Here is an 18,654-nt window from a genome sequence, read left to right as displayed (position 1 = left end):
CATCTCCGTCTACGGAACCTCCCGACCGGTGATAAAAATAAAAAAATGTGTTGAGGAAAGAATAATGTCTAAAAAAATACTAACAGGACTATTAGTTTCAGGATCTTTGTTGCTAACTAGTATGGCGCAAGCTGCAGATTGTAATCATCGCGGTGTGCTTGATGAAAAGTTCTGTGATGAAAACATGGATCTCGTTGCAGATACACCGAAAGACCCAGGCCAGTGGCGTGACCCAAGCACTCTTGTGTTTACGTACACGCCAGTGGAAGACCCTGCCGTTTATAAAGATGCTTTCCATGAATTCCAAGAATACCTCACCGAAAAAACAGGTAAGAAGGTTATCTACTACACAGTCCATTCTAATGCAGCTGAAGTTGAAGCTATCCGATCTGGCCGTTTACATATTGCTGGCTTTTCAACAGGCCCTACTGGTTATGCTGTAAACTTAGGTGGTTATGTTCCTATCGCAGTAAAAGGTACAGCAGAAGCTTTCCAAGGCTATAACCTAATCATTGTAACCAAGCCTGACAGTGGTATTGAAACGGTTGATGATCTCAAAGGGAAAGTGGTTGCTCATACCTCAGCCTCTTCTAATTCGGGTAACCTTGCTCCCCGAGCCTTATTCCCAAATTTAGGTATCACACCAGATAAAGACTACCAAGTGAAATACTCAGGTAAGCATGATCAATCCATCATGGGTGTACTATCTGGTGATTACGATGCCGCCCCAGTCGCTTCCGATGTATTTAAGCGCATGGTTGATGCAGGACGTATTAAAGCGGAAGACTTCCGTATTATTTATACCAGTCCACGTTTTCCTACTTCTGCATTTGGCTACGCTCATGATTTGAACCCAGAGCTGGTTGAAAAAATTAAAGATGCTTTCTTTACTTTCCGTTTCTCTAAAGAAATGCAAGACACCTTCGGTGGCGCAGATAGATTTTTCCCTATTACTTACAAAGAAGACTGGGCTGTTATTCGTGATATCGCACACGCAACAGGTACAGCGTACACAAAAACTGGTTTACAAAAACTCGCGGAAAAAGAAGCAGAAAAGGCCGCTAAAAAACGAGCAGCAGAACTGGCTAAACAAAACGGTTAGCTACCTTACCTAACCCCATTTAACTTTTGATCTTAATTAAAAGGCTATGTGATGGTGAAAATCACATTGCATAGCCTTGCTCGTCTTTAGGAACTTATTATGCAAACAACTGCACCCAACTCTCTACTTTCCATTCGCGGCTTACACAAGGAATACGTTGCTGGTAATGCGATTTTAAAAGGGATTGATATCGATATAGAAGAACAAGGTATTATCGCCATTATTGGCCCTTCCGGTACAGGTAAAAGTACCTTGTTACGTTGTATTAACCGCCTAATCGATCCAACACAAGGACAAATTTTATTAGAACAAGAGGATTTGTCGCAAGCCAGTGGCAAGCAGCTTAGAACATTACGCCGTAAAATAGGTATGGTTTTCCAAGAATACAATTTGGTTGAGCGCTTAACGGTTATAGAAAATGTGTTAACGGGTCGATTAGGCTATATGTCAGCGTGGGATGCTTGGCGCCGCAAATTTTCGCAAGAAGACATAAATACCGCGTTTCAACTATTGGAAGCCGTGGGCCTTGCAGAACATGCGAAGAAGCGAGCTGACAGCTTATCCGGCGGACAGAGGCAGCGTGTGGGTATCGCTAGAGCGGTCATGCAAAACCCACGTCTGCTACTAGCTGATGAGCCAACGTCTTCACTAGATCCGAAAACAGCCGTCGAGATCATGGAGCTATTAGAGCGTTTTGCTGAAGAGAAAAACATGCCTGCTCTCGTCAATATACATGATGTAAACCTAGCACGACGTTATGCAAAACGTATGATAGGTATGAGTAATGGCGTTGTTATTTATGATGGCGCTCCAGAAGGCATTACGGATGATCACCTAAAACAAATTTATGGAGGTGAATCATGGCTCGTTTAACGCCCAATAACCAATATGAAGACCCATTTAAAACAAGTTGGTTGATCCGCTTCGCCTGGCTAAGCGTCGCTGCTTATCTAGCTTACTCCTTCAACGCTATGGGGTTAGAGTGGGAACGAATTCAGCAAGGTTTAGGCCAGGCAGGAACCCTATTGGATCGTATGTTTCCACCTAACTTTTCTCGCTGGGAGCTGCTCTTAAGTGGTCTTGCTGAGAGCTTAGAGATTGCGGTGATCGCTAGTATTACAGGTATCGTGCTCTCGCTATTCTTTGGTTTATTTTCTGCCCGAAACTTAATGCCAAATTGGATCAGCATACCTATGCGTGGCCTCATCGCTTTATGTCGTACTTTTCACCCTGTGATCATTGCGATTTTATTTGTTAAAAGTGTTGGATTTGGCGCCCTCGCAGGGATTCTCACCTTGGTTGTAGCCTCCATTGGCTTTATCGCCAAGCTTTTTGCAGAAGCGATTGAAGAAATATCTTTAAAGCAAGTAGAGGCTGTACGTGCTACCGGAGCAGGCTTTATTAGTGTGATTTTGTTCTCTGTCATGCCACAAGTTTTTGCCCGCTTTATAGGTTTTTCTACCTACCAACTCGACTCTAATCTTCGCAACTCCACCATGGTCGGTATTGTGGGTGCCGGAGGCCTTGGTGGTACGTTATTTTCGGCGTTTCAACGCTTTGACTATGATTTTGTCGCAGCGATTCTTATCACGATTATTGCAATCATCATGGTGGGTGAGTTTTTATCTAACATTGTGCGCCGTATTTTTAGCTAGGTGTGAAGGAGAGTATTATGCAAACAAGTATTAACCATCATTGGCAACGTTTCACATTTAAACAAAAGCTCTCTCGTTACAGTGTGTATTTAGTATTAGTTATAGCACTGGTGCAGTCTGTGCAAAATGTGGAAGTCATCCCTGAATTTTTCTATGACGCGCCAGAGCAAATGGCGGATATGTTTAGCCGCATGTGGCCTATAGAATGGAGTTATTACCCGCTTTCGGTTCATGACGCTATTATTGAAACCTTGAACATCGCAACGATCGGCACCTTGCTAACCCTTGTTATCGCTGTTCCTCTTGCTTTAATGAATGCCAACAACATTACTAGTTCCGTTTGGAGCCAATGGGTTGCTCGTTTCTTCTTAGTATCCTCCCGATCCGTTAACTCATTGGTTTGGGCACTGTTGTTCGTGGCTATCTTTGGACCAGGGGTCATTGCTGGTGTTTTAGCTATTGCATTTCGTTCGGTCGGCTTTGTCGGTAAACTTTTAGCTGAGGCTTTGGAAGAAGTAAACATGGGTTCCGTCGAGGCAATACGTGCCACAGGAGCTTCTCCAACAACTATTTTATTGAAAGGCTATTGGCCTCAAGTATTACCTGCTTTCTTTAGTATTGTGCTCTTTCGCTGGGATATAAATGTTCGTGAATCTGCTGTACTGGGGTTAGTTGGTGCAGGTGGTATCGGTGTCGTACTCAGTGACTCCATGAACTTATTTCAATGGCAAAGAGTTTCCATTGCTTTATTGGCTATTTTTGTCGTGGTAATTTTAGCTGAGATTTTAGTGGTGAATATTCGTAAAAAGTTAATATAGGTTTCATTAAAAAAACAATGCTCAGTAAAATAACTAAATTAGCCGACATGTACGGGTAATCCATATAGCTTTTTATCTCCGTTGTGTTGAAAGTCTCTTGGCTGACACGTTTAGAGGAGTAGGCTTATTTTTGTTGGTAAGATAGCTGGTGAGCCCCAAGTTAATAAAGCTGAGTTTATTGCTTTGAGCATTGTTCCTACCTTATGAGCTGAGCCCATCAGCTCATTTTTTATTTGTAATAACCCATTAATACCTATGCAATTTCAATAACTGGTACAACTTCCTTGTACTTATTTTAAGAACGAGGAATGGGTAATGAAAAATAAAAAGATTTTAATGATTACAGGTGATTTTACGGAAGATTACGAGACTATGGTGCCTTTTCAGGCTCTGGTCAGCGTGGGACATACTGTTGATGCTGTTTGTCCTGATAAAAAAGCTGGGGATTTTGTCGCTACCGCCATTCACGACTTTGAAGGTGACCAAACCTATACGGAAAAATTAGGCCATAGGTTCACCTTAAATGCCACGTTCGACGATATTAATGTGGAAGAGTACGATGCCCTTGTTGTGCCAGGTGGCCGAGCACCAGAGTACTTACGTTTGAACAAAAAAGTCATTGCCATGGTGCAGCATTTCTTTAACGAAAATAAACCTGTTGCGGCGATCTGCCATGGGGCTCAGCTATTAGCCGCGGCCAAGGTGTTAGCAGGTAGAACCTGTTCTGCTTATCCTGCTTGCCAGCCAGAGGTTGAGTTGGCACAAGGCGTTTATGCGGATATTCCTGTTGATCAGGCGGTTACCGACGGTAATCTCGTGACTGCACCTGCCTGGCCTGCTCATCCAAACTGGTTAGCTCAATTTTACCTATTATTAGACTAAGCAACTAACAGGGTAAAGAAGGGCTCTTTACCCTGTTGTTCATTTCTACTGTGCTATAGTTGCTGTTAACCTTGTGTCTTCAACAAAAATAATAATCTTGATGGTGTGGCTCTATGTGTAAATTATTTGTCGGCTCTAACCCTGAACTTTGGGAAAACGTTACCCGTTCAATTCGCATAGACGGTATGGTTACCAGTATACGCTTGGAAAGCTATTTTTGGTTTACCTTAGAAGAGATCGCCCAGCGGGATGATATGAGCTTGGCCTCAATGATCGCTAAATTAAACCATGAAGCCTTAGATGCGGGGCATGATCTGGGGAACTTTACCTCTTTTTTGCGTGTCTGCGCCATGCGCTATCTGCATTTACAAACCTTAGGGATTCTCCCTAATTCTGCTGATGTGAGTATCGCTTCTCTTAATGCCGACAAAATTCTACAGCAAGAGCAGTATTATCGAGACTCACAGCATTAACTTGCCTTCGCTCTCTGTTTAATTGTTTGATCTATTCGTAATTATCTTGCTTTGCTTCTAAAAGGCATGGGCGCTTTCCTATATACTAGACCCCCTTTAATAGGTGAGGTGTTCTCATCTGAGTCCGATACAGTAAACGATGGAAAATTATGTTTGGCCCAAGCACAACTCGATTAAATAAATACATTAGTGAAAGTGGTATCTGTTCACGCCGAGATGCAGATCGGTTCATTGAGCAGGGCAATGTGTTTATTAATGGCAAGCGAGCCAAGGTTGGCGATCAAGTGAGCCCGGGGGATACGGTTCGAGTGAATGGACAGATTATTGAACCTCAAGATGCAGAAGATTTTGTTTTTATTGCCTTAAATAAACCTGTTGGTATTGTCAGCACCACAGAAAGCAGTGAAAGGCATAATATTGTTCGATTCGTTGGCCACGGGGTGCGTATTTTTCCGATTGGTCGTTTAGATAAAGATTCTCAAGGGCTGATTTTTCTTACTAATAACGGCGACCTGGTGAATAAGATCCTGCGTGCCGGTAATAACCATGAGAAGGAATACCTAGTTACCGTAAATAAGCCGATTACCGATGGGTTTATCGCAGGGCTCGGAGGCGGTGTGCCGATACTTGGCACTATGACCAAAAAGTGCCCAGTTAAAAAGGTCTCTACTTATGTGTTCAACATTACCTTAGTGCAAGGCTTAAACCGACAAATTCGCCGTATGTGTGAGCATTTTGGCTACGATGTGGTGAAGCTTGAACGAACCCGCATTATGAATGTGGATTTAAAAGGCTTACCAGTGGGAGAGTGGCGAGATCTTACTCAAAAAGAGCTTGCTGTGCTGTTAAAATCCGTGGAAGAGTCCTCTTCTGAAGCGAGTCCGCAAAAGCAGCCCCGTAGAAAAACGACTCACTCTCAACGCCCAGCGGGAAAAAATACCACCAAAAATGGGACTGGCTCTAACACAAGAAACAACAAGAGTCGGGCTTCTCAGTCATACCCTAAGAAAGGTGAGGCGGGGCGGGGTAAGCCGTCCGCTAAACGGCCTGCAAATGGTAAATCACCTAATGGCAAATCCTCTCATTCAGGTGATAAGCGCCCCTTTAGCAAAGGTGGGCAGGGTAAACCAGGAAGCAGACGCCCTGATACGAATAAAAAGCCTCACAAGAAGCCGAGCGGTAAGCGTTAATGGCGCTTAGTTTCGAGCAATAGCATCAGTTATTATTGATCCGCTACGGGCGGGTATTCAAATCACTCAGTAAAGAATGAAAGCTTCTAGGGAAACTAGAAGCTTTCAGTGGGGCCTAGTCTTTCTCGTTAACAACAATGACCTTGCGGTGTGGGAAAGGAATTTCAATGCCGTTTTGATCAAGGGCTTTTTTCACCTGCTCTGGCACACTGTATAAAATGTTGAAGTAATGTTCTCCTTTACAGAAGGGGCGAACAATAAAGTCGACCGAACTGTCATTTAAGGTTTCCACCTCAATAAAAGGAGCGGGTGTTTTTAATACGTGAGGGTGATTAGCCAGTACTTCTTCAATGACGGCGCGAGTTTTATCTGTATCTTCATCGTATGCGACACCAAATCTCATATCCACACCACGTTCAGTATAGTGAGAGTGGTTAATAATCTGCTGCCCCCAAATCTGGCTATTTGGGATGATGATTTGTTGGTTATCAAAAGTTTGTAAGACGGTGGTGAACATGTCTATTTCTGTGACATTACCAAAGCGTCCCGCCGCATCAATAAAATCCCCAACCTTGTAAGGGCGAAATAATAACAGCATAACGCCAGCGGCTAGGTTGGACATGGCCCCTTGTAGTGCTAAGCCGACGGCCAAGCCTGCGGCACCTAATAAAGCCACAATCGATGCAGTTTGAACCCCAAAGCGGTTTAGTACAGCAATGATGACGAAAGCCAGAATAATGTACCTTGCCATACTACCAAGAAAGCGAAATAGGGTGTCGTCTAGCTGATTGTGTTTCTTGCTGAGTTTGATGATGAGTTTATTGACACTGCTGGCTACCCAAAAGCCAACTAGCAAAATCACAATAGCGAGTAATAAATTGGTTGCCCATGCTATTGCAACGGGAAAATACTGATTAGCATCCAGTTGTTCGAATAACTCTGACATAAACTTTCCTTAAAGGGTTATTAGAAAGTGAAATGCTAATTTTATTTATTAAATAATAATGTTGTTTTTATGTAGTATTTTGTTGGCAAAGATCCAATAAAGTGAATAAGCATTTTTTCGAAGCTTGCAGGTCTTGATATAAATAAGCGTTGGTTATCGCTCCGTCCATTAAAATACAAACTGCGTCTAACCTAGAAGCGTTATTTAAGGCGAGTTTTTCTTCTAATAATTCCCTCAGTGCAAGCTTATGATTTTTGCACTGCTTAAAAATTTCTGAGCTATCGCCTTCAACTTGTCCTGCGGTATTAATAAATAAGCATCCTTTAAAGGCTCGTAGTGCTTTTGCCTTGTTGTTAAACCAATCGTCATAAGCTTGCACTAGTAAGTGCACTGCTTCTTGCGGTGAGTTAGCTGGGGCGAGCGAACGTTCTAACCATGCCATAAAAACTTGGTGTCGGTATTCCAAGCAGGCCACAATGAGTGCTTCTTTGTTGGCAAAGTGATGGTACAGGGTTTTTTTGGCAATGCCTGAAGCAGATAAGATTTCGTTAATACCTACCTGATTAATGCCTCTCTTATAAAAAAGAGGTAAGGCGCATTCAATGAGTTGCGTGCGTTTGTCTTGCATGATGGGCTCCTGTCATGGAAGTAGATTGACATAGGTAGACCAATTTGTCTACTATTGCGCAAAAGTAGACAAGTTGGTCTACAATATTATGGAGGAACTATGTCAATATCTATTCAATCATTTAAAACAGCATTTTTAGCCGGCCTTGGGAGTGCGTTAGCCATTGCTGCGCTGGGGTATTTACAAACTCTAGAGTCTAATCTTATTTGGCTAATGGCGCCGTTTGGAGCCAGTGCGGTGCTGATTTTTGGCGTGCCAAACAGTCCGCTGGCAAAACCGAAAAATGTTATATTTGGGCATGTTATTACCGCTTTTATAGGACTTGCATTTGTTCAGTTTTATGAAGTGACCCCCATTACAATCGCCTGTGCGACAGGGTTAGGTGTGATGCTGATGTTGCTCACCAATACGACTCATCCACCAGCAGGAGCCAACCCTATACTGATCATGATGAGCTTGGCAGATTGGAGTTTTTTGTTCTCGCCTGTGCTGGTAGGTTCGTGTAGTCTTGTTGTTATCGGTAAGTTGTATTTTTACCTTCAACAGCGTGGAAAATTTTAACTGGCTCAGGGGCGCATTATTTTCATAAAAGCGTCTTATCAATCTGTTACAATGACGGCCTAGCTTTTGTAATGATTGAACTGGCGAAACGATAGGGATTTGCGTGCTGCAAGAAACCACCTTGGTATGTGACGAGTGTGACTGGGTTAACAGTGTTCCCCCTTTAGTACGCGGCGAACGCTTAAAATGTCAGCGCTGTGACCATGTGTTAATCAGTCTTCATAAGCATGCAAAAGCACGTATTTTTGGCTTCAGTTTGTCGGCAATGCTTATGCTGGCCATGTCTTTTTTATTTCCTTTTCTGGGCTTTTCGAGCAATGGCGCAGAAAGGGAGATGTCTTTATTCGATGTTATTTCTATTTTGTTACTGGACAACTTCCTATTGTTAGGAAGCTTGGTGTGTTTGCTTTTAATTGTTTTACCCGTGCTGTATTTAGTGTGTGTTTTCCAACTTTCATGGTCGCTAAAGTGGCGTCGTAAAGTGCCGTTTGTACAACGCTATTTAGCCCGTTGGTTTATTGTGATTGAGCCTTGGCTCATGGCCGATGTGTTTTTAGTTGGGGTGCTAGTGGCATTAGTTAAGCTAACCAGCCTTGCTGATGTCCAATTGGGCCTGTCTTTTTGGGCGTTTTGTGGCTACGTGGTACTGCTAGTAAAAACTGTGTCGGTAGTGGATCGAAAGTGGTTTTGGCATCAGGTGGCTGGGCCTGGGCCGCGGTATAAACATTTCTTACCGGCCTCGGCAAGGCAGCAGGGGTTACTGGGGTGTCATTTTTGTGGTGCAACTCTACCTCAATCAGCCAAATACTGTACTCGCTGCGGTCATTCTGTGCATAGTCGCCGCCCTAAGAGTCTGCAAAAGACCTTGGCGTATTTAATTGCCAGTTTGGTGATGTACGTTCCGGCTAATGTCTTCCCAATAATGGAAACGACTTTTTTAGGCGTAACAGAGCCTTCCACCATTATGGGAGGAGTGTTGTTGCTTTGGTCTATTGGCTCGTACCCTGTGGCTTTGATTATTTTTCTAGCCAGTGTGGTGATACCCCTGGCTAAAATATTGTCACTGGCTTGGTTGTGCTGGCAATGTCATTCCTCTACAGAAAGAAGCACCCAGTCTAAAATGAAGCTGTACCGCTTGACTGAGTTAGTGGGGCGTTGGTCAATGATCGATATTTTTGTGGTGGCCGTTTTGGCAAGCCTAGTTCAACTGGGTAATCTGATGTCGATTCAGCCTGGTATTGCAGCGATGTCTTTTGCGACAGTGGTTATATTTACCATGATGGCCGCTATGGTGTTTGACCCCAGGCTCATCTGGGACAAAGACGAAACAAAACGAATTTTATCTCAGGAGAAGCAACTTGGGTGAGATGAAGGCTAAGGTCGAAAATTTGAAAAAAGTGCATTTTAATACAATCTGGTTAGTGCCTTTGATTGCGATCATTGTGGCCGGCTGGATGCTGTATCAAAACTGGGCAAGTCAAGGGCCAGTGATCACGTTAATTGCCAGTAATGCTGAGGGGTTAGAAGCCGGACAAACGACCCTAAAAGCCCGCAATGTGGACGTAGGGCGAGTGATCGATATTAGTTTAAGTGAGGACTTTAATAAGGCGATCATTAAAGTACGTATGAACTATGGAACCGATAACATGCTAAAGGAAGACGCTGAGTTTTGGGTCGTCAAACCTCGTATCGGTAAAGAAGGCGTCAGTGGCTTAGGCACCTTGTTATCAGGGGCTTATATTAATATGTCACCTGGTGAAAATGGCGACATTCAAAGCCAGTTTGATGTGTTAAATCAGCCCCCTTTGTCTCTACAAGGGGAAGGCTTACGATTATTACTGCGCAGTAACGATGCCGCTAAGTTAGAAGTAGGTGCCTTGGTGCATTTTCGCGGTTATGAAGTTGGCCATGTGGAAGAAGTGGGCTTTGACCCTAAACGTGGGGAAATTACTTATCGTGTTGTGATTCACTCCCCTTATGATGCCCTGGTCAATAGCGAGGTTCAGTTTTGGGTAACATCAGCTCTCTCTTTTAAAAGCTCGGCCAGTGGTTTTGAAGTGAGTTTAGACTCCTTAGAAACCTTCTTATCTGGGGGGATTACTTTTGGGTTACCTGAAAATCGCCAGCCAGGTCATGCTGTTATAGATATGACAGAATTTGATTTATACCCTTCTGAAGGAGAGGCCCAAGAGAATCAATATCAAGAATTTATTGACTATGTTTTTCTGTTTGATGCGAACTTAACTGGACTGGTTGCTGGTGCACCGGTGGAGTACCGAGGTATTCGTATTGGTACGGTTATGGAAGTGCCTTTTACGGGGCTGACGACAACCCAACTGGCTCAGTTTGAGGCTCCTGTTATTCCAGTATTAGCACGTATTGAGCCGCAGCGCATAAACCCTAAAGATCTTGCTGAAATAGGTTCTTTAGCCCAGTGGGAAGCGTTGCTAGAAGAACGTATCGACCAAGGTTTGCGGGCATCTATTATTATTGGTAATTATTTAAACGCAGCTAAGCTCATTAGTTTGGACTTTATGGATAATCCACCAGCTCCAGGTATCAGACACTTTGACGGCTATCGTATCTTTCCCACAGGGCCTGACTTTTTTGGCAATATTGAAGGTAAATTTTCTGCCATGCTGGATAATTTTGCGAAAGCACCCATTGAAGAGACTTTTGTGAATTTAAACCAGACGGTCTCTGAGGCCAGCAACACCTTGCAGCAATTGCAATCTTTAAGTGAGAGTTTGCAAAGCTTTATTGATCAATCCTCCACTCAGGCTTTGCCTCAAGATATCTCAGACGTGATGGCTGAGCTGAATAAAACTTTGTTGGGCTTTCAGGCTGATGGCCAAATAGGCCGACCATTACGAGCGAATATGGTGGCCTTAGAGCGCACTCTAAATGAACTGCAACCTCTCTTAAGACAATTACGAGAGCAACCTAATACGATTATTTTTGATCCAAAACCAAGAGCGGAAATACAACCAAGGGCAGCCCAATGATTGATAAGATGACCAGTGTAATGAGTCATGTTGGCTCTAAAATGAGTTGGCTAGTATTGGCGGTTCTCCTTAGTGCGTGTAGCTCAACGCCAACACCGCAAACCAAGGAGTACCTTTTATTTGATCAGGGCGCGGAGCAAACGAGCCTAGCCACTAAGAAGATCGCGATCCAACTTGAGCCTGTCGCAGTAGCGTCTTTTTTATTAGGAAATAAAATTGCTCTGGTGTCTGCTCGTGGGCAGGTACACCGGGCCCAGTATCATTTATGGGCTGAGCCTTTGTCTCCTCAGCTAACACGACTGGCGCTACAGCGCTTTGAGGCTAAATTACCGGATGTGACCTGGTATGGGAATCAAAGCTTGCCCCTAGACAGTGTTCATCGCTTAAATATTGAGCTGGATGCCTTTTATGCCGATTTAGAAGGGCAGGTGCACATTAGTGGCCGTTGGCAATTTATTTCACCTAGTCGAGAGCTCAATCAGGTTCGTACTTTTCAGGTGACTGAGCCACTGCTGGGTGACGGTTACCAAGAAATGGTTGCGGCCTTATCCCATTATTGGTTAGATAGTGTCATAAACGATATTGCGCAAGAAATAGCATTAGAAGCCAATTAGTATTGGTAGAGTTAACACACTAGTAGGAGGGTGCATTATGAAAATCAATGATATTATGTCGTCTCCCGTTGTGACGGTTGAGCTGGATGACAGCTTGGCTGTTGTGGATGAAATTTTCAGAAACACGCACTTTCATCATCTTTTAGTGGTTGAAGATAGTAAGTTGTTAGGGGTCTTATCTGACCGAGATCTGTTAAAAGCCTTGAGTCCAAAGTTAGGGACGGCCGCGGAAAAAGACAGTGACCTTGCGACATTGAATAAGAAAGTTCATCAAATAATGTCTCGCAAACCTATTTGTATTGGAAAGATGGACAGCCTCTACAAGGCAGTAGATCTGCTCTTAGATAACAAGATTTCTTGCTTACCTGTGTTAGACGAACAACAAAAGCTGGTTGGCATTATAAGTTGGCGAGATTTGTTAAGGGCTATTAAGCGCCCAGAACAGAGTAAGAAAACACAAGAATTTTGTGAAGACGATTTGAATGACCAGGCGTTGGACGCGCAAACCACTGAGAACCTAACTTAATATAACGGCACCCATGGGTGCCGTAATTGGTTTTGTTAGTCTATTTCTTTTTCTTGTGCGGCCAAGATGCTCTTTTTGATTAAAGGCGAAATGGTTAAGCCTTGAACGATGATAGAAAAGATCACGACCACATAGGTTATGATGACGATCAGGTCATGCAAATCATATGACTCAATCATGAAACGTTCTGATGGAATCGCTGCTGCCATAGCAAGGGCCAAACCACCCCGTAAACCACCCCAAGTGAGAATCTTTACTGAGTGCTTGTCGTATTCTCGAAAGCGCTTAAATATCATGTAGGGGCTACCTATGCTGATAAAGCGCGCCAGTAACACGATAGGAACCATTAATAGGCCAAAACCAATTAATTCCCAAGTTAATGGCATGGTGACAACCAGCATGCCGATAATTAAGAAGAGTAGGGCGTTTAAAAAGCTATCCGTAGCGTGCCAAAAATCTTTCACATAACGAGTGCCATCAGGACCACGACGCTGGGAAGCTTTAGCACGGGTAATGTTGCCGAGTAATATACCGCTGGTAACCATGGCAAGAGCACCAGAAATTTCCCAAATATTAGCCAGAGCGAACCCTGCTGATGGGATGGTGAGTGTCACCAAGAGTCTAAGATTCATATCTCGACAGTTGATAATAATAAAGTGACCCAGAACCGCGATGGCAAGCCCGAATATAATACCGCCAATGGCATCCACTAAAAAGAGCTCAGCCACATCCGTAAAATTCGCTTCTGTACCGTAAAAGGCGACGGCAAAAATGGTGGTGAAAATGACCAAGCCAACTCCGTCATTAAATAATGACTCACCTTCAACTTGAATAGAAATGCCTTGCGGTGCATTCATTTGTTTAATTATTGCCAGCACAGCAATAGGGTCCGTAGGGCTGATTAAGGCACCAAATAATAAACAATAAATAAACGGTACATTTAAATGAAAAAGAGCAAACGCTTGATAGCTTAAATAGCCGACGATAAAGGTAGACACCAAGGTGGAAAAGAGCACTAGAATGGTGATTTCCCAACGTTGTTTACGAAGTGCTGTTAGATCAATCTCAAGTGCCCCTGCAAATAACAAAAAGCCTAACATGCCTTTTAATAGCAGCTGATTAAAGTCGATTTCAGAAACCACTTGCGTAATATAAAGCGCGGTACTATCACCAAGCAGCTTGACTGCAACAATGAGTAGCAATGACAGGGCTACAGAGCCAGTCGTGATTGCGATAGTGGTTTGCATTTTTAGAATATATTGATTGGTGAAAGCGATGACGACCGCCAACACTGAGAGAAAGCAGATTAAATACCAAGCGTCCATAGTTTGCCTAATTTTTCGGGGGGGAGAAAAAGTGAGCAAATTCTAACGCTAACTTAAAAAGGTGTCACGGCTTAATTTTATTAAAAATATTGGTCCAATGTCGTATTTTAATAAGAATAAGGCGCAATTATGAGGGGGATAAAACACTGACGAAAACTTTACATTTTAATTGTATGTAATGGTTTGAAAGTGCCAAAAATAGTATTAGAAAAATTTATGTTATTAGTATGACTTTATTTTTTCAAAATTACCCTTTTATTTAAAAGTGCAAAAAGAGTGGTCGTTTTGATAGAGTATTTTACAAATTAAAGGTGCTCAGAACGCCCCAAAGCGCGTGCTGTAAATGCACTTCAAAGGTATAATTAGCCCTATTCATTTGGTAGTAATTAAAGAAACTAGAGATCAGAATATGGCAACTCCATCACAACACGATTTACGCAACGATTTTCGCGCTTTACTCGCGACCGACAACTGTTTTTATACCGCATCAACCTTTGACCCTATGTCTGCACGCATCGCCGCTGATCTTGGCTTTGAAGTTGGCATACTAGGTGGCTCTGTCGCTTCCTTGCAAGTGCTTGCGGCGCCAGATTTTGCTTTAATTACGTTAAGTGAATTTACGGAACAAGCCACCAGAATTGGTCGTGTGGCACGATTGCCTATTATTGCTGATGCCGACCATGGTTACGGAAATGCCCTCAATGTTATTCGTACCATAGTCGAATTAGAAAGAGCAGGGGTGGCAGCGTTAACCATTGAAGACACGCTATTACCTGCCAAATACGGTCATAAATCCACTGACTTGATTCCAGTCGAGGAGGCCGTAGGTAAGTTAAAAGCAGCGATAGATGCTCGTATTGACCCAAGTATGAGTATTATTGCTCGCACTAACGCGGGTCAGTTAAGTGTTGAAGAAACCATTGCTAGGGTAAAAGCTTACCAAGCCGTAGGGGTGGATGGTATCTGTATGGTAGGTATTAAGGATTTTGCGCACTTGGAAGAAATTGCTCAGCATATTTCTATTCCAATTATGCTGGTTGCTTACGATAACCCTGAACTTAGAGACCGCCAACGTCTCGCTCGCAATGGTGTGCGTATTGTGGTGAATGGTCATGGAGCCTATTTCGCGGCAATCAAGGCAACATACGATTGCCTAAGAGAGCAGCGCGGCATTGAAGAGGGAACGCTGAGTGCGTCTGAGCTTTCAACTCGTTACTCTACGTTGGATGAAAACCGTGAGTGGGCAAATAAATATATGGACGTGCAAGAGTAATTTGCACGCCCATTTAGATTAATTGATATCGACTTAAACCAGTAAAAGCCTAAGAATGCTTTTACTGGTTTAATTTAGACAATTCTGAGTAGGCATTACGTAGCCATACTTTCATGCGTTGGCGTTCAGCAATATTCATAATATTACGGTTGTTGGCCACCGACCAAAAACTGCTGTTGTTAAAGTCAATTTTTTGAGTCAACTTTGTTTGTAATTGTGGCAGCTCGATAATCAAGGCGCCTCTTTCCTGAGCATGTTTATGAGCTTGGGATTTCTCGAAACGAGAAAAGTCCTTTCCTCGCCCAAAGTTTTTCACCACAACAAAATCAACAGACTCTTGCGGATAGCGCGTTAGTAGCTTATCTAGTAACAGAACAGAATCTGCGCCGTCATCCATAACATGCCATAAGCATACCTGATAGCCGAGTTCATCCAGCAGGCCAAACACATCCGTGTCCTCAATCCATTGACCTAATGGCTGTGCGGCTTGCGCTGCTAAGTCGATGATCAAGTCTTTATCAGGTTGTTCTTCCAAGGCGGCTAACATGCCATCTAGGCTGTCCTCTTCACCAACAATAATTGGGCTGGCATATTCTTGATAGAAGCGTGAAAAGGTGCTGTGGGAGGCATCGCAATCAAAACCTAAAAAAGGCATGTCTTTATCTATGTAATATTGAGCCAATAAACGGGCCGTCATAGATTTTCCGACGCCACCTTTTTCACCACCAATAAAATGAACCTGACGCATTGATATCTCCCTGTTCTGAAAATTGCTTTAAGGTTATTAATACTAAAGCAATTTTCTTACCTAGATGTTGCTAATTCATGAAAAAATCGCTTTTAAATTAAGCCAAGTTTCACCATGGCTTCTTTAATACGCACTTTAGAAGACTCATGTAATTTTACGATAGGTAAACGGCATTCTTCAGAGCATATTCCAAGTAAAGAAAGGGCGTATTTTGCACCAGCAGGGTTCGGCTCTAAAAAGAGTGCACTGTGAAGGTCAAACAATTGATCTTGCAGAGCGGCAGCGGCCTGATAGTCGCCTTGCTGGCAAAGTTGATGTAGCTTGACGATCAAGTGGGGGGCCACATTGGCACTAACGGAAATACAGCCTTGTCCACCACCAACATTGTAAGCCACGCTTGTCACATCGTCGCCACTTAGGTAGTCAAAGTCTTTTGAGATTAATGCTCGTTCACGAATGGGGCGTGTTAGGTCTCCCGTAGCATCTTTAATGCCGATAATGCGAGGCAGTTTGGCCAGCTCAGCGACTGTTTCAACATCTAACCCCACCACTGAACGAGGGGGAATGTTATATAAAATCACTGGTAGCTTGCTATTGTCGTGCACGTATTTAAAGTGCTCGTAGAGTCCTGTCTGATTGGGGCGGTTGTAATAGCCAGCCACATGAAGAGTGGCGTCGGCACCAGCTTGATAAGCATATTCAGAATAGTTAACCGCTTCAATTGGGTTATTTGACCCAGCGCCCGCCATGACAGGAACGGCTTTTTGAGTTTCCTGTACTGTAATTTCAATGACACGTTTATGTTCCGCTTCACTTAATGTCGGGGATTCGCCAGTGGTGCCAACGGGTACTAGGCCATGAATGCCTTGGTCTATTTGCCACCTAACCAGTTTACGCAATGCTTCTTCATCCAGTTGACCATTACGAAATGGGGTGATTAACGCTGTGATTGCACCTTGAAACATACTTTTGCCTTTTAGTTTGGCCGGTATGCATTCTGCTGAAATTTGGGTGTGCCCGTCAGCAAGAATGCTGCCGGGAAGTGAAAAATCTATACTTGCACGTCAGCACCGCAAAGCTTCTTAGCCTTACGTTTATCGCCGTTGTGTTTGTTAGAAATTACAGGGTTCATAAATATTTTTTTATACATTCATTTACAGTGTTATTAATCCTGCCTTGTAATGCTTTTAAGGTCAATCTTTTATTGCTAAGTAAGCGTATGTTTTCTTTCATTTATTTCTCAAGTAAAGTAATGCCTCGATTTTATCCGGATATAGGAATGGTAAATGGATTTAAGCAGTTGGCTGTCTTTACTGGTTGTGTGTGTTTTAGGTGCGATCTCACCAGGGCCGAGTTTAGCGGTTATTTTAAGGGTGTCTATTTCCCGTAGCCCTTTACATGGGGCTTGCGCAGCAGTCGCCCATGGTTTGGGAATCGGTTTTTGGGCTTTATTATCCTTGCAAGGCTTGGCCATATTGATTGCAGAGTATGAACAAGCTTTTCATGTGCTAACGCAATTAGGAGGCTTGTATTTGGCTTGGTTGGGCTTTAAAGCAATTCGTTTTGCTGGCAACAGTGCTGATATCAATACCCAGGCAGCTCAATCGTCACTTTTAACCAGTGCGAAAGAAGGCTTACTTGTTGCTTTGTTTAACCCAAAAGCGGCCTTGTTTTTTCTGGCTCTGTTTAGTCAGTTTATTACTGAACACATGACTAGCTTGGTTAAATGGCAATTTTGGAGCACTGTTGTGGTGGTTGATACCAGTTGGTATCTGCTGGTGGCCTTGTTACTAGTTTCTGGGCCGGTACTGCCTTGGTTGCGCCGACATTCATTGTGGGTGGATAGAGGGATGGGAAGTTTGTTAATACTGCTAGGCGTACGAATTATTCTTATATAGTAGCGAATAAGAGTAAGAGTGTTGTTCACACTCTTACTCTCGTTTTTACTCGTATTAGCGGATCAGCAGACAGTTAACCGTCTTGATTGATTTTTTCAATCAATTCGCTTAGCACACTGTCGGCCTGGTCATTGGCCACTTGGCAGGTTCCTGCATTCATGTGACCACCGCCACCATAGCTTAAGCACAGTTCTCCAACATTGGTGTTGGACGAGCGATTGGTGATGGATTTACCCACCGCAAATACCGTATTTTGTTGCTTCAATCCCCACATTTTGTGAATGGAAATATTGCAATCTGGGTAAAGAGCATAGATCACAAAACGGTTAGTGGTGTAGATGGTCTCTTCAGCGGTTAAGTCAAGAACCACTAAATTCTTGTGGACTTGAGCACAGCGCTGAATTTGCTGTTTTGCGAGGGCGTCGTGCTCTTGATACAGTTTGATCCTTTCTTGTACATCTTCTAATGCGAGAATTTGGTCAATACTGTAGTCTCGGCAGCAATCAATGAGTTGCATCATGAGTTGATAGTTTGATACTCGGAACTCTCTAAATCGACCCAGGCCCGTACGAGCATCCATAATGAAATTGAGCAAAACCCAATCGTTAGGGTTGAGGATTTCGTCTTTAGAAAATTGCGCCGAATCGCCCTTGTCCACGGCGTCCATCATATCGACCGAGATATTAGGAAACTTATCTGCTGCGCCGTAATAGTCGTATACCACACGGGCTGCTGAAGGCGCTTCAGGGTCAATAATATGGTTGTCTATGCCTTCTTTATTGCGAACGGTTTCGCTTAAATGGTGGTCAAAAGCAAGGTGGCAACCCTCTACATAAGGAAGGTTGGTCGTGATGTCGTTAGGGCCAATCGCGACTTTGCCATCTTGCATATCTTTGGGGTGCACAAACAAAATATCATCGATCATGCCCAAATCTTTTAGCAAAACAGCACAAACCAAGCCATCAAAGTCGCTACGAGTGACTAAACGAAATTTATTGGTAGTCATAAGG

General features: G+C 43.4%; 20 protein-coding genes. 14 read left to right on the top strand and 6 right to left on the bottom strand.

What is annotated here, in order from left to right; genetic code table 11:
* Nucleotides 1-64: 64 nt before the first annotated feature.
* The 7 genes from phnD to rluF all read left to right on the top strand — a co-directional run bounded on the left by phnD (nucleotide 65) and on the right by rluF (nucleotide 6,120).
* A complete protein-coding gene (phnD, locus tag ACYVGZ_RS10515) occupies nucleotides 65-1,102 on the top strand; it encodes a phosphate/phosphite/phosphonate ABC transporter substrate-binding protein (RefSeq protein ID WP_460755035.1) in 1,038 nt (345 codons plus the stop codon).
* Nucleotides 1,103-1,201: 99 nt separating this feature from the next.
* Nucleotides 1,202-1,975, top strand: a complete 774-nt coding sequence (phnC, locus tag ACYVGZ_RS10510; RefSeq protein WP_445976741.1) for a phosphonate ABC transporter ATP-binding protein — start codon at nucleotides 1,202-1,204, stop codon at nucleotides 1,973-1,975.
* Nucleotides 1,963-2,757, top strand: a complete 795-nt coding sequence (gene phnE / locus ACYVGZ_RS10505; protein WP_460755032.1) for a phosphonate ABC transporter, permease protein PhnE — start codon at nucleotides 1,963-1,965, stop codon at nucleotides 2,755-2,757. Before phnC ends, phnE (ACYVGZ_RS10505) begins: the two co-directional genes overlap by 13 nt.
* A gap of 17 nt (nucleotides 2,758-2,774) precedes the next feature.
* On the top strand, nucleotides 2,775-3,575 hold the full coding sequence (phnE, locus tag ACYVGZ_RS10500) for a phosphonate ABC transporter, permease protein PhnE (protein ID WP_460755030.1): 801 nt from the start codon (nucleotides 2,775-2,777) through the stop codon (nucleotides 3,573-3,575).
* Between the two features lie 315 nt (nucleotides 3,576-3,890).
* Nucleotides 3,891-4,457, top strand: a complete 567-nt coding sequence (locus ACYVGZ_RS10495; protein WP_460755027.1) for a DJ-1/PfpI family protein — start codon at nucleotides 3,891-3,893, stop codon at nucleotides 4,455-4,457.
* Between the two features lie 113 nt (nucleotides 4,458-4,570).
* Nucleotides 4,571-4,930: a ribbon-helix-helix domain-containing protein gene (locus tag ACYVGZ_RS10490; RefSeq protein WP_460755024.1), complete on the top strand. Its 360-nt coding sequence runs from the start codon at nucleotides 4,571-4,573 to the stop codon at nucleotides 4,928-4,930.
* 149 nt (nucleotides 4,931-5,079) lie between these two features.
* The gene (gene rluF / locus ACYVGZ_RS10485; RefSeq protein ID WP_460755021.1) at nucleotides 5,080-6,120 is read left to right on the top strand and encodes a 23S rRNA pseudouridine(2604) synthase RluF; all 1,041 of its coding nucleotides are present in this window, start codon (nucleotides 5,080-5,082) and stop codon (nucleotides 6,118-6,120) included.
* 115 nt (nucleotides 6,121-6,235) lie between these two features.
* Here rluF and ACYVGZ_RS10480 read toward each other — a convergent pair whose 3' ends face one another.
* Complete coding sequence (locus tag ACYVGZ_RS10480) at nucleotides 6,236-7,066, bottom strand: mechanosensitive ion channel family protein (RefSeq protein ID WP_460755019.1); 831 nt, start codon at nucleotides 7,064-7,066, stop codon at nucleotides 6,236-6,238.
* Between the two features lie 67 nt (nucleotides 7,067-7,133).
* Nucleotides 7,134-7,694 (bottom strand): TetR/AcrR family transcriptional regulator, encoded by a 561-nt coding sequence (locus ACYVGZ_RS10475; RefSeq protein WP_460755016.1) that lies wholly within the window; start codon nucleotides 7,692-7,694, stop codon nucleotides 7,134-7,136.
* 99 nt (nucleotides 7,695-7,793) lie between these two features.
* Between ACYVGZ_RS10475 and ACYVGZ_RS10470 the strand changes: the two genes are divergently transcribed.
* The 5 genes from ACYVGZ_RS10470 to ACYVGZ_RS10450 all read left to right on the top strand — a co-directional run bounded on the left by ACYVGZ_RS10470 (nucleotide 7,794) and on the right by ACYVGZ_RS10450 (nucleotide 12,400).
* A complete protein-coding gene (locus tag ACYVGZ_RS10470) occupies nucleotides 7,794-8,255 on the top strand; it encodes an HPP family protein (RefSeq protein WP_460755013.1) in 462 nt (153 codons plus the stop codon).
* A 103-nt stretch (nucleotides 8,256-8,358) separates the two neighbouring features.
* Nucleotides 8,359-9,621, top strand: a complete 1,263-nt coding sequence (locus ACYVGZ_RS10465) for a PqiA/YebS family transporter subunit (RefSeq protein ID WP_460755010.1) — start codon at nucleotides 8,359-8,361, stop codon at nucleotides 9,619-9,621.
* Nucleotide 9,622: 1 nt separating this feature from the next.
* On the top strand, nucleotides 9,623-11,260 hold the full coding sequence (gene pqiB, locus ACYVGZ_RS10460) for an intermembrane transport protein PqiB (protein WP_460755691.1): 1,638 nt from the start codon (nucleotides 9,623-9,625) through the stop codon (nucleotides 11,258-11,260).
* Entirely contained in the window at nucleotides 11,257-11,874 is a 618-nt protein-coding gene (locus ACYVGZ_RS10455; RefSeq protein ID WP_460755007.1) for a PqiC family protein, read from the top strand. The genes pqiB and ACYVGZ_RS10455 overlap by 4 nt, the downstream gene beginning before the upstream one ends.
* Before the next feature lie 37 nt (nucleotides 11,875-11,911).
* Nucleotides 11,912-12,400: a CBS domain-containing protein gene (locus ACYVGZ_RS10450; protein ID WP_460755004.1), complete on the top strand. Its 489-nt coding sequence runs from the start codon at nucleotides 11,912-11,914 to the stop codon at nucleotides 12,398-12,400.
* A gap of 35 nt (nucleotides 12,401-12,435) precedes the next feature.
* Here ACYVGZ_RS10450 and ACYVGZ_RS10445 read toward each other — a convergent pair whose 3' ends face one another.
* Nucleotides 12,436-13,725: a cation:proton antiporter gene (locus ACYVGZ_RS10445; RefSeq protein WP_460755001.1), complete on the bottom strand. Its 1,290-nt coding sequence runs from the start codon at nucleotides 13,723-13,725 to the stop codon at nucleotides 12,436-12,438.
* A gap of 409 nt (nucleotides 13,726-14,134) precedes the next feature.
* Here ACYVGZ_RS10445 and ACYVGZ_RS10440 point away from each other — a divergent pair, with 409 nt between their 5' ends.
* Nucleotides 14,135-14,998, top strand: coding sequence for an isocitrate lyase/PEP mutase family protein (locus ACYVGZ_RS10440; protein ID WP_460754998.1), 864 nt, complete (start codon nucleotides 14,135-14,137; stop codon nucleotides 14,996-14,998).
* 61 nt (nucleotides 14,999-15,059) lie between these two features.
* Here ACYVGZ_RS10440 and ACYVGZ_RS10435 read toward each other — a convergent pair whose 3' ends face one another.
* A complete protein-coding gene (locus tag ACYVGZ_RS10435; RefSeq protein ID WP_460754994.1) occupies nucleotides 15,060-15,746 on the bottom strand; it encodes a P-loop NTPase family protein in 687 nt (228 codons plus the stop codon).
* A 92-nt stretch (nucleotides 15,747-15,838) separates the two neighbouring features.
* Nucleotides 15,839-16,711, bottom strand: coding sequence for a 4-hydroxy-tetrahydrodipicolinate synthase (dapA, locus tag ACYVGZ_RS10430; protein WP_460754992.1), 873 nt, complete (start codon nucleotides 16,709-16,711; stop codon nucleotides 15,839-15,841).
* Between the two features lie 321 nt (nucleotides 16,712-17,032).
* Here dapA and ACYVGZ_RS10425 point away from each other — a divergent pair, with 321 nt between their 5' ends.
* On the top strand, nucleotides 17,033-17,644 hold the full coding sequence (locus tag ACYVGZ_RS10425) for a LysE family translocator (protein ID WP_460754989.1): 612 nt from the start codon (nucleotides 17,033-17,035) through the stop codon (nucleotides 17,642-17,644).
* Between the two features lie 73 nt (nucleotides 17,645-17,717).
* On the opposite strand, the gene ACYVGZ_RS10420 is transcribed toward ACYVGZ_RS10425, so the two are convergent.
* The gene (locus ACYVGZ_RS10420) at nucleotides 17,718-18,650 is read right to left on the bottom strand and encodes an exopolyphosphatase (RefSeq protein ID WP_460754986.1); all 933 of its coding nucleotides are present in this window, start codon (nucleotides 18,648-18,650) and stop codon (nucleotides 17,718-17,720) included.
* Nucleotides 18,651-18,654 lie beyond the last annotated feature (4 nt).

The sequence above is a fragment of the Marinomonas epiphytica genome, assembly GCF_054780655.1.
Note: the sequence above shows the minus strand (reverse complement) of the source record. Positions and strands in the feature narration are given on the sequence as shown.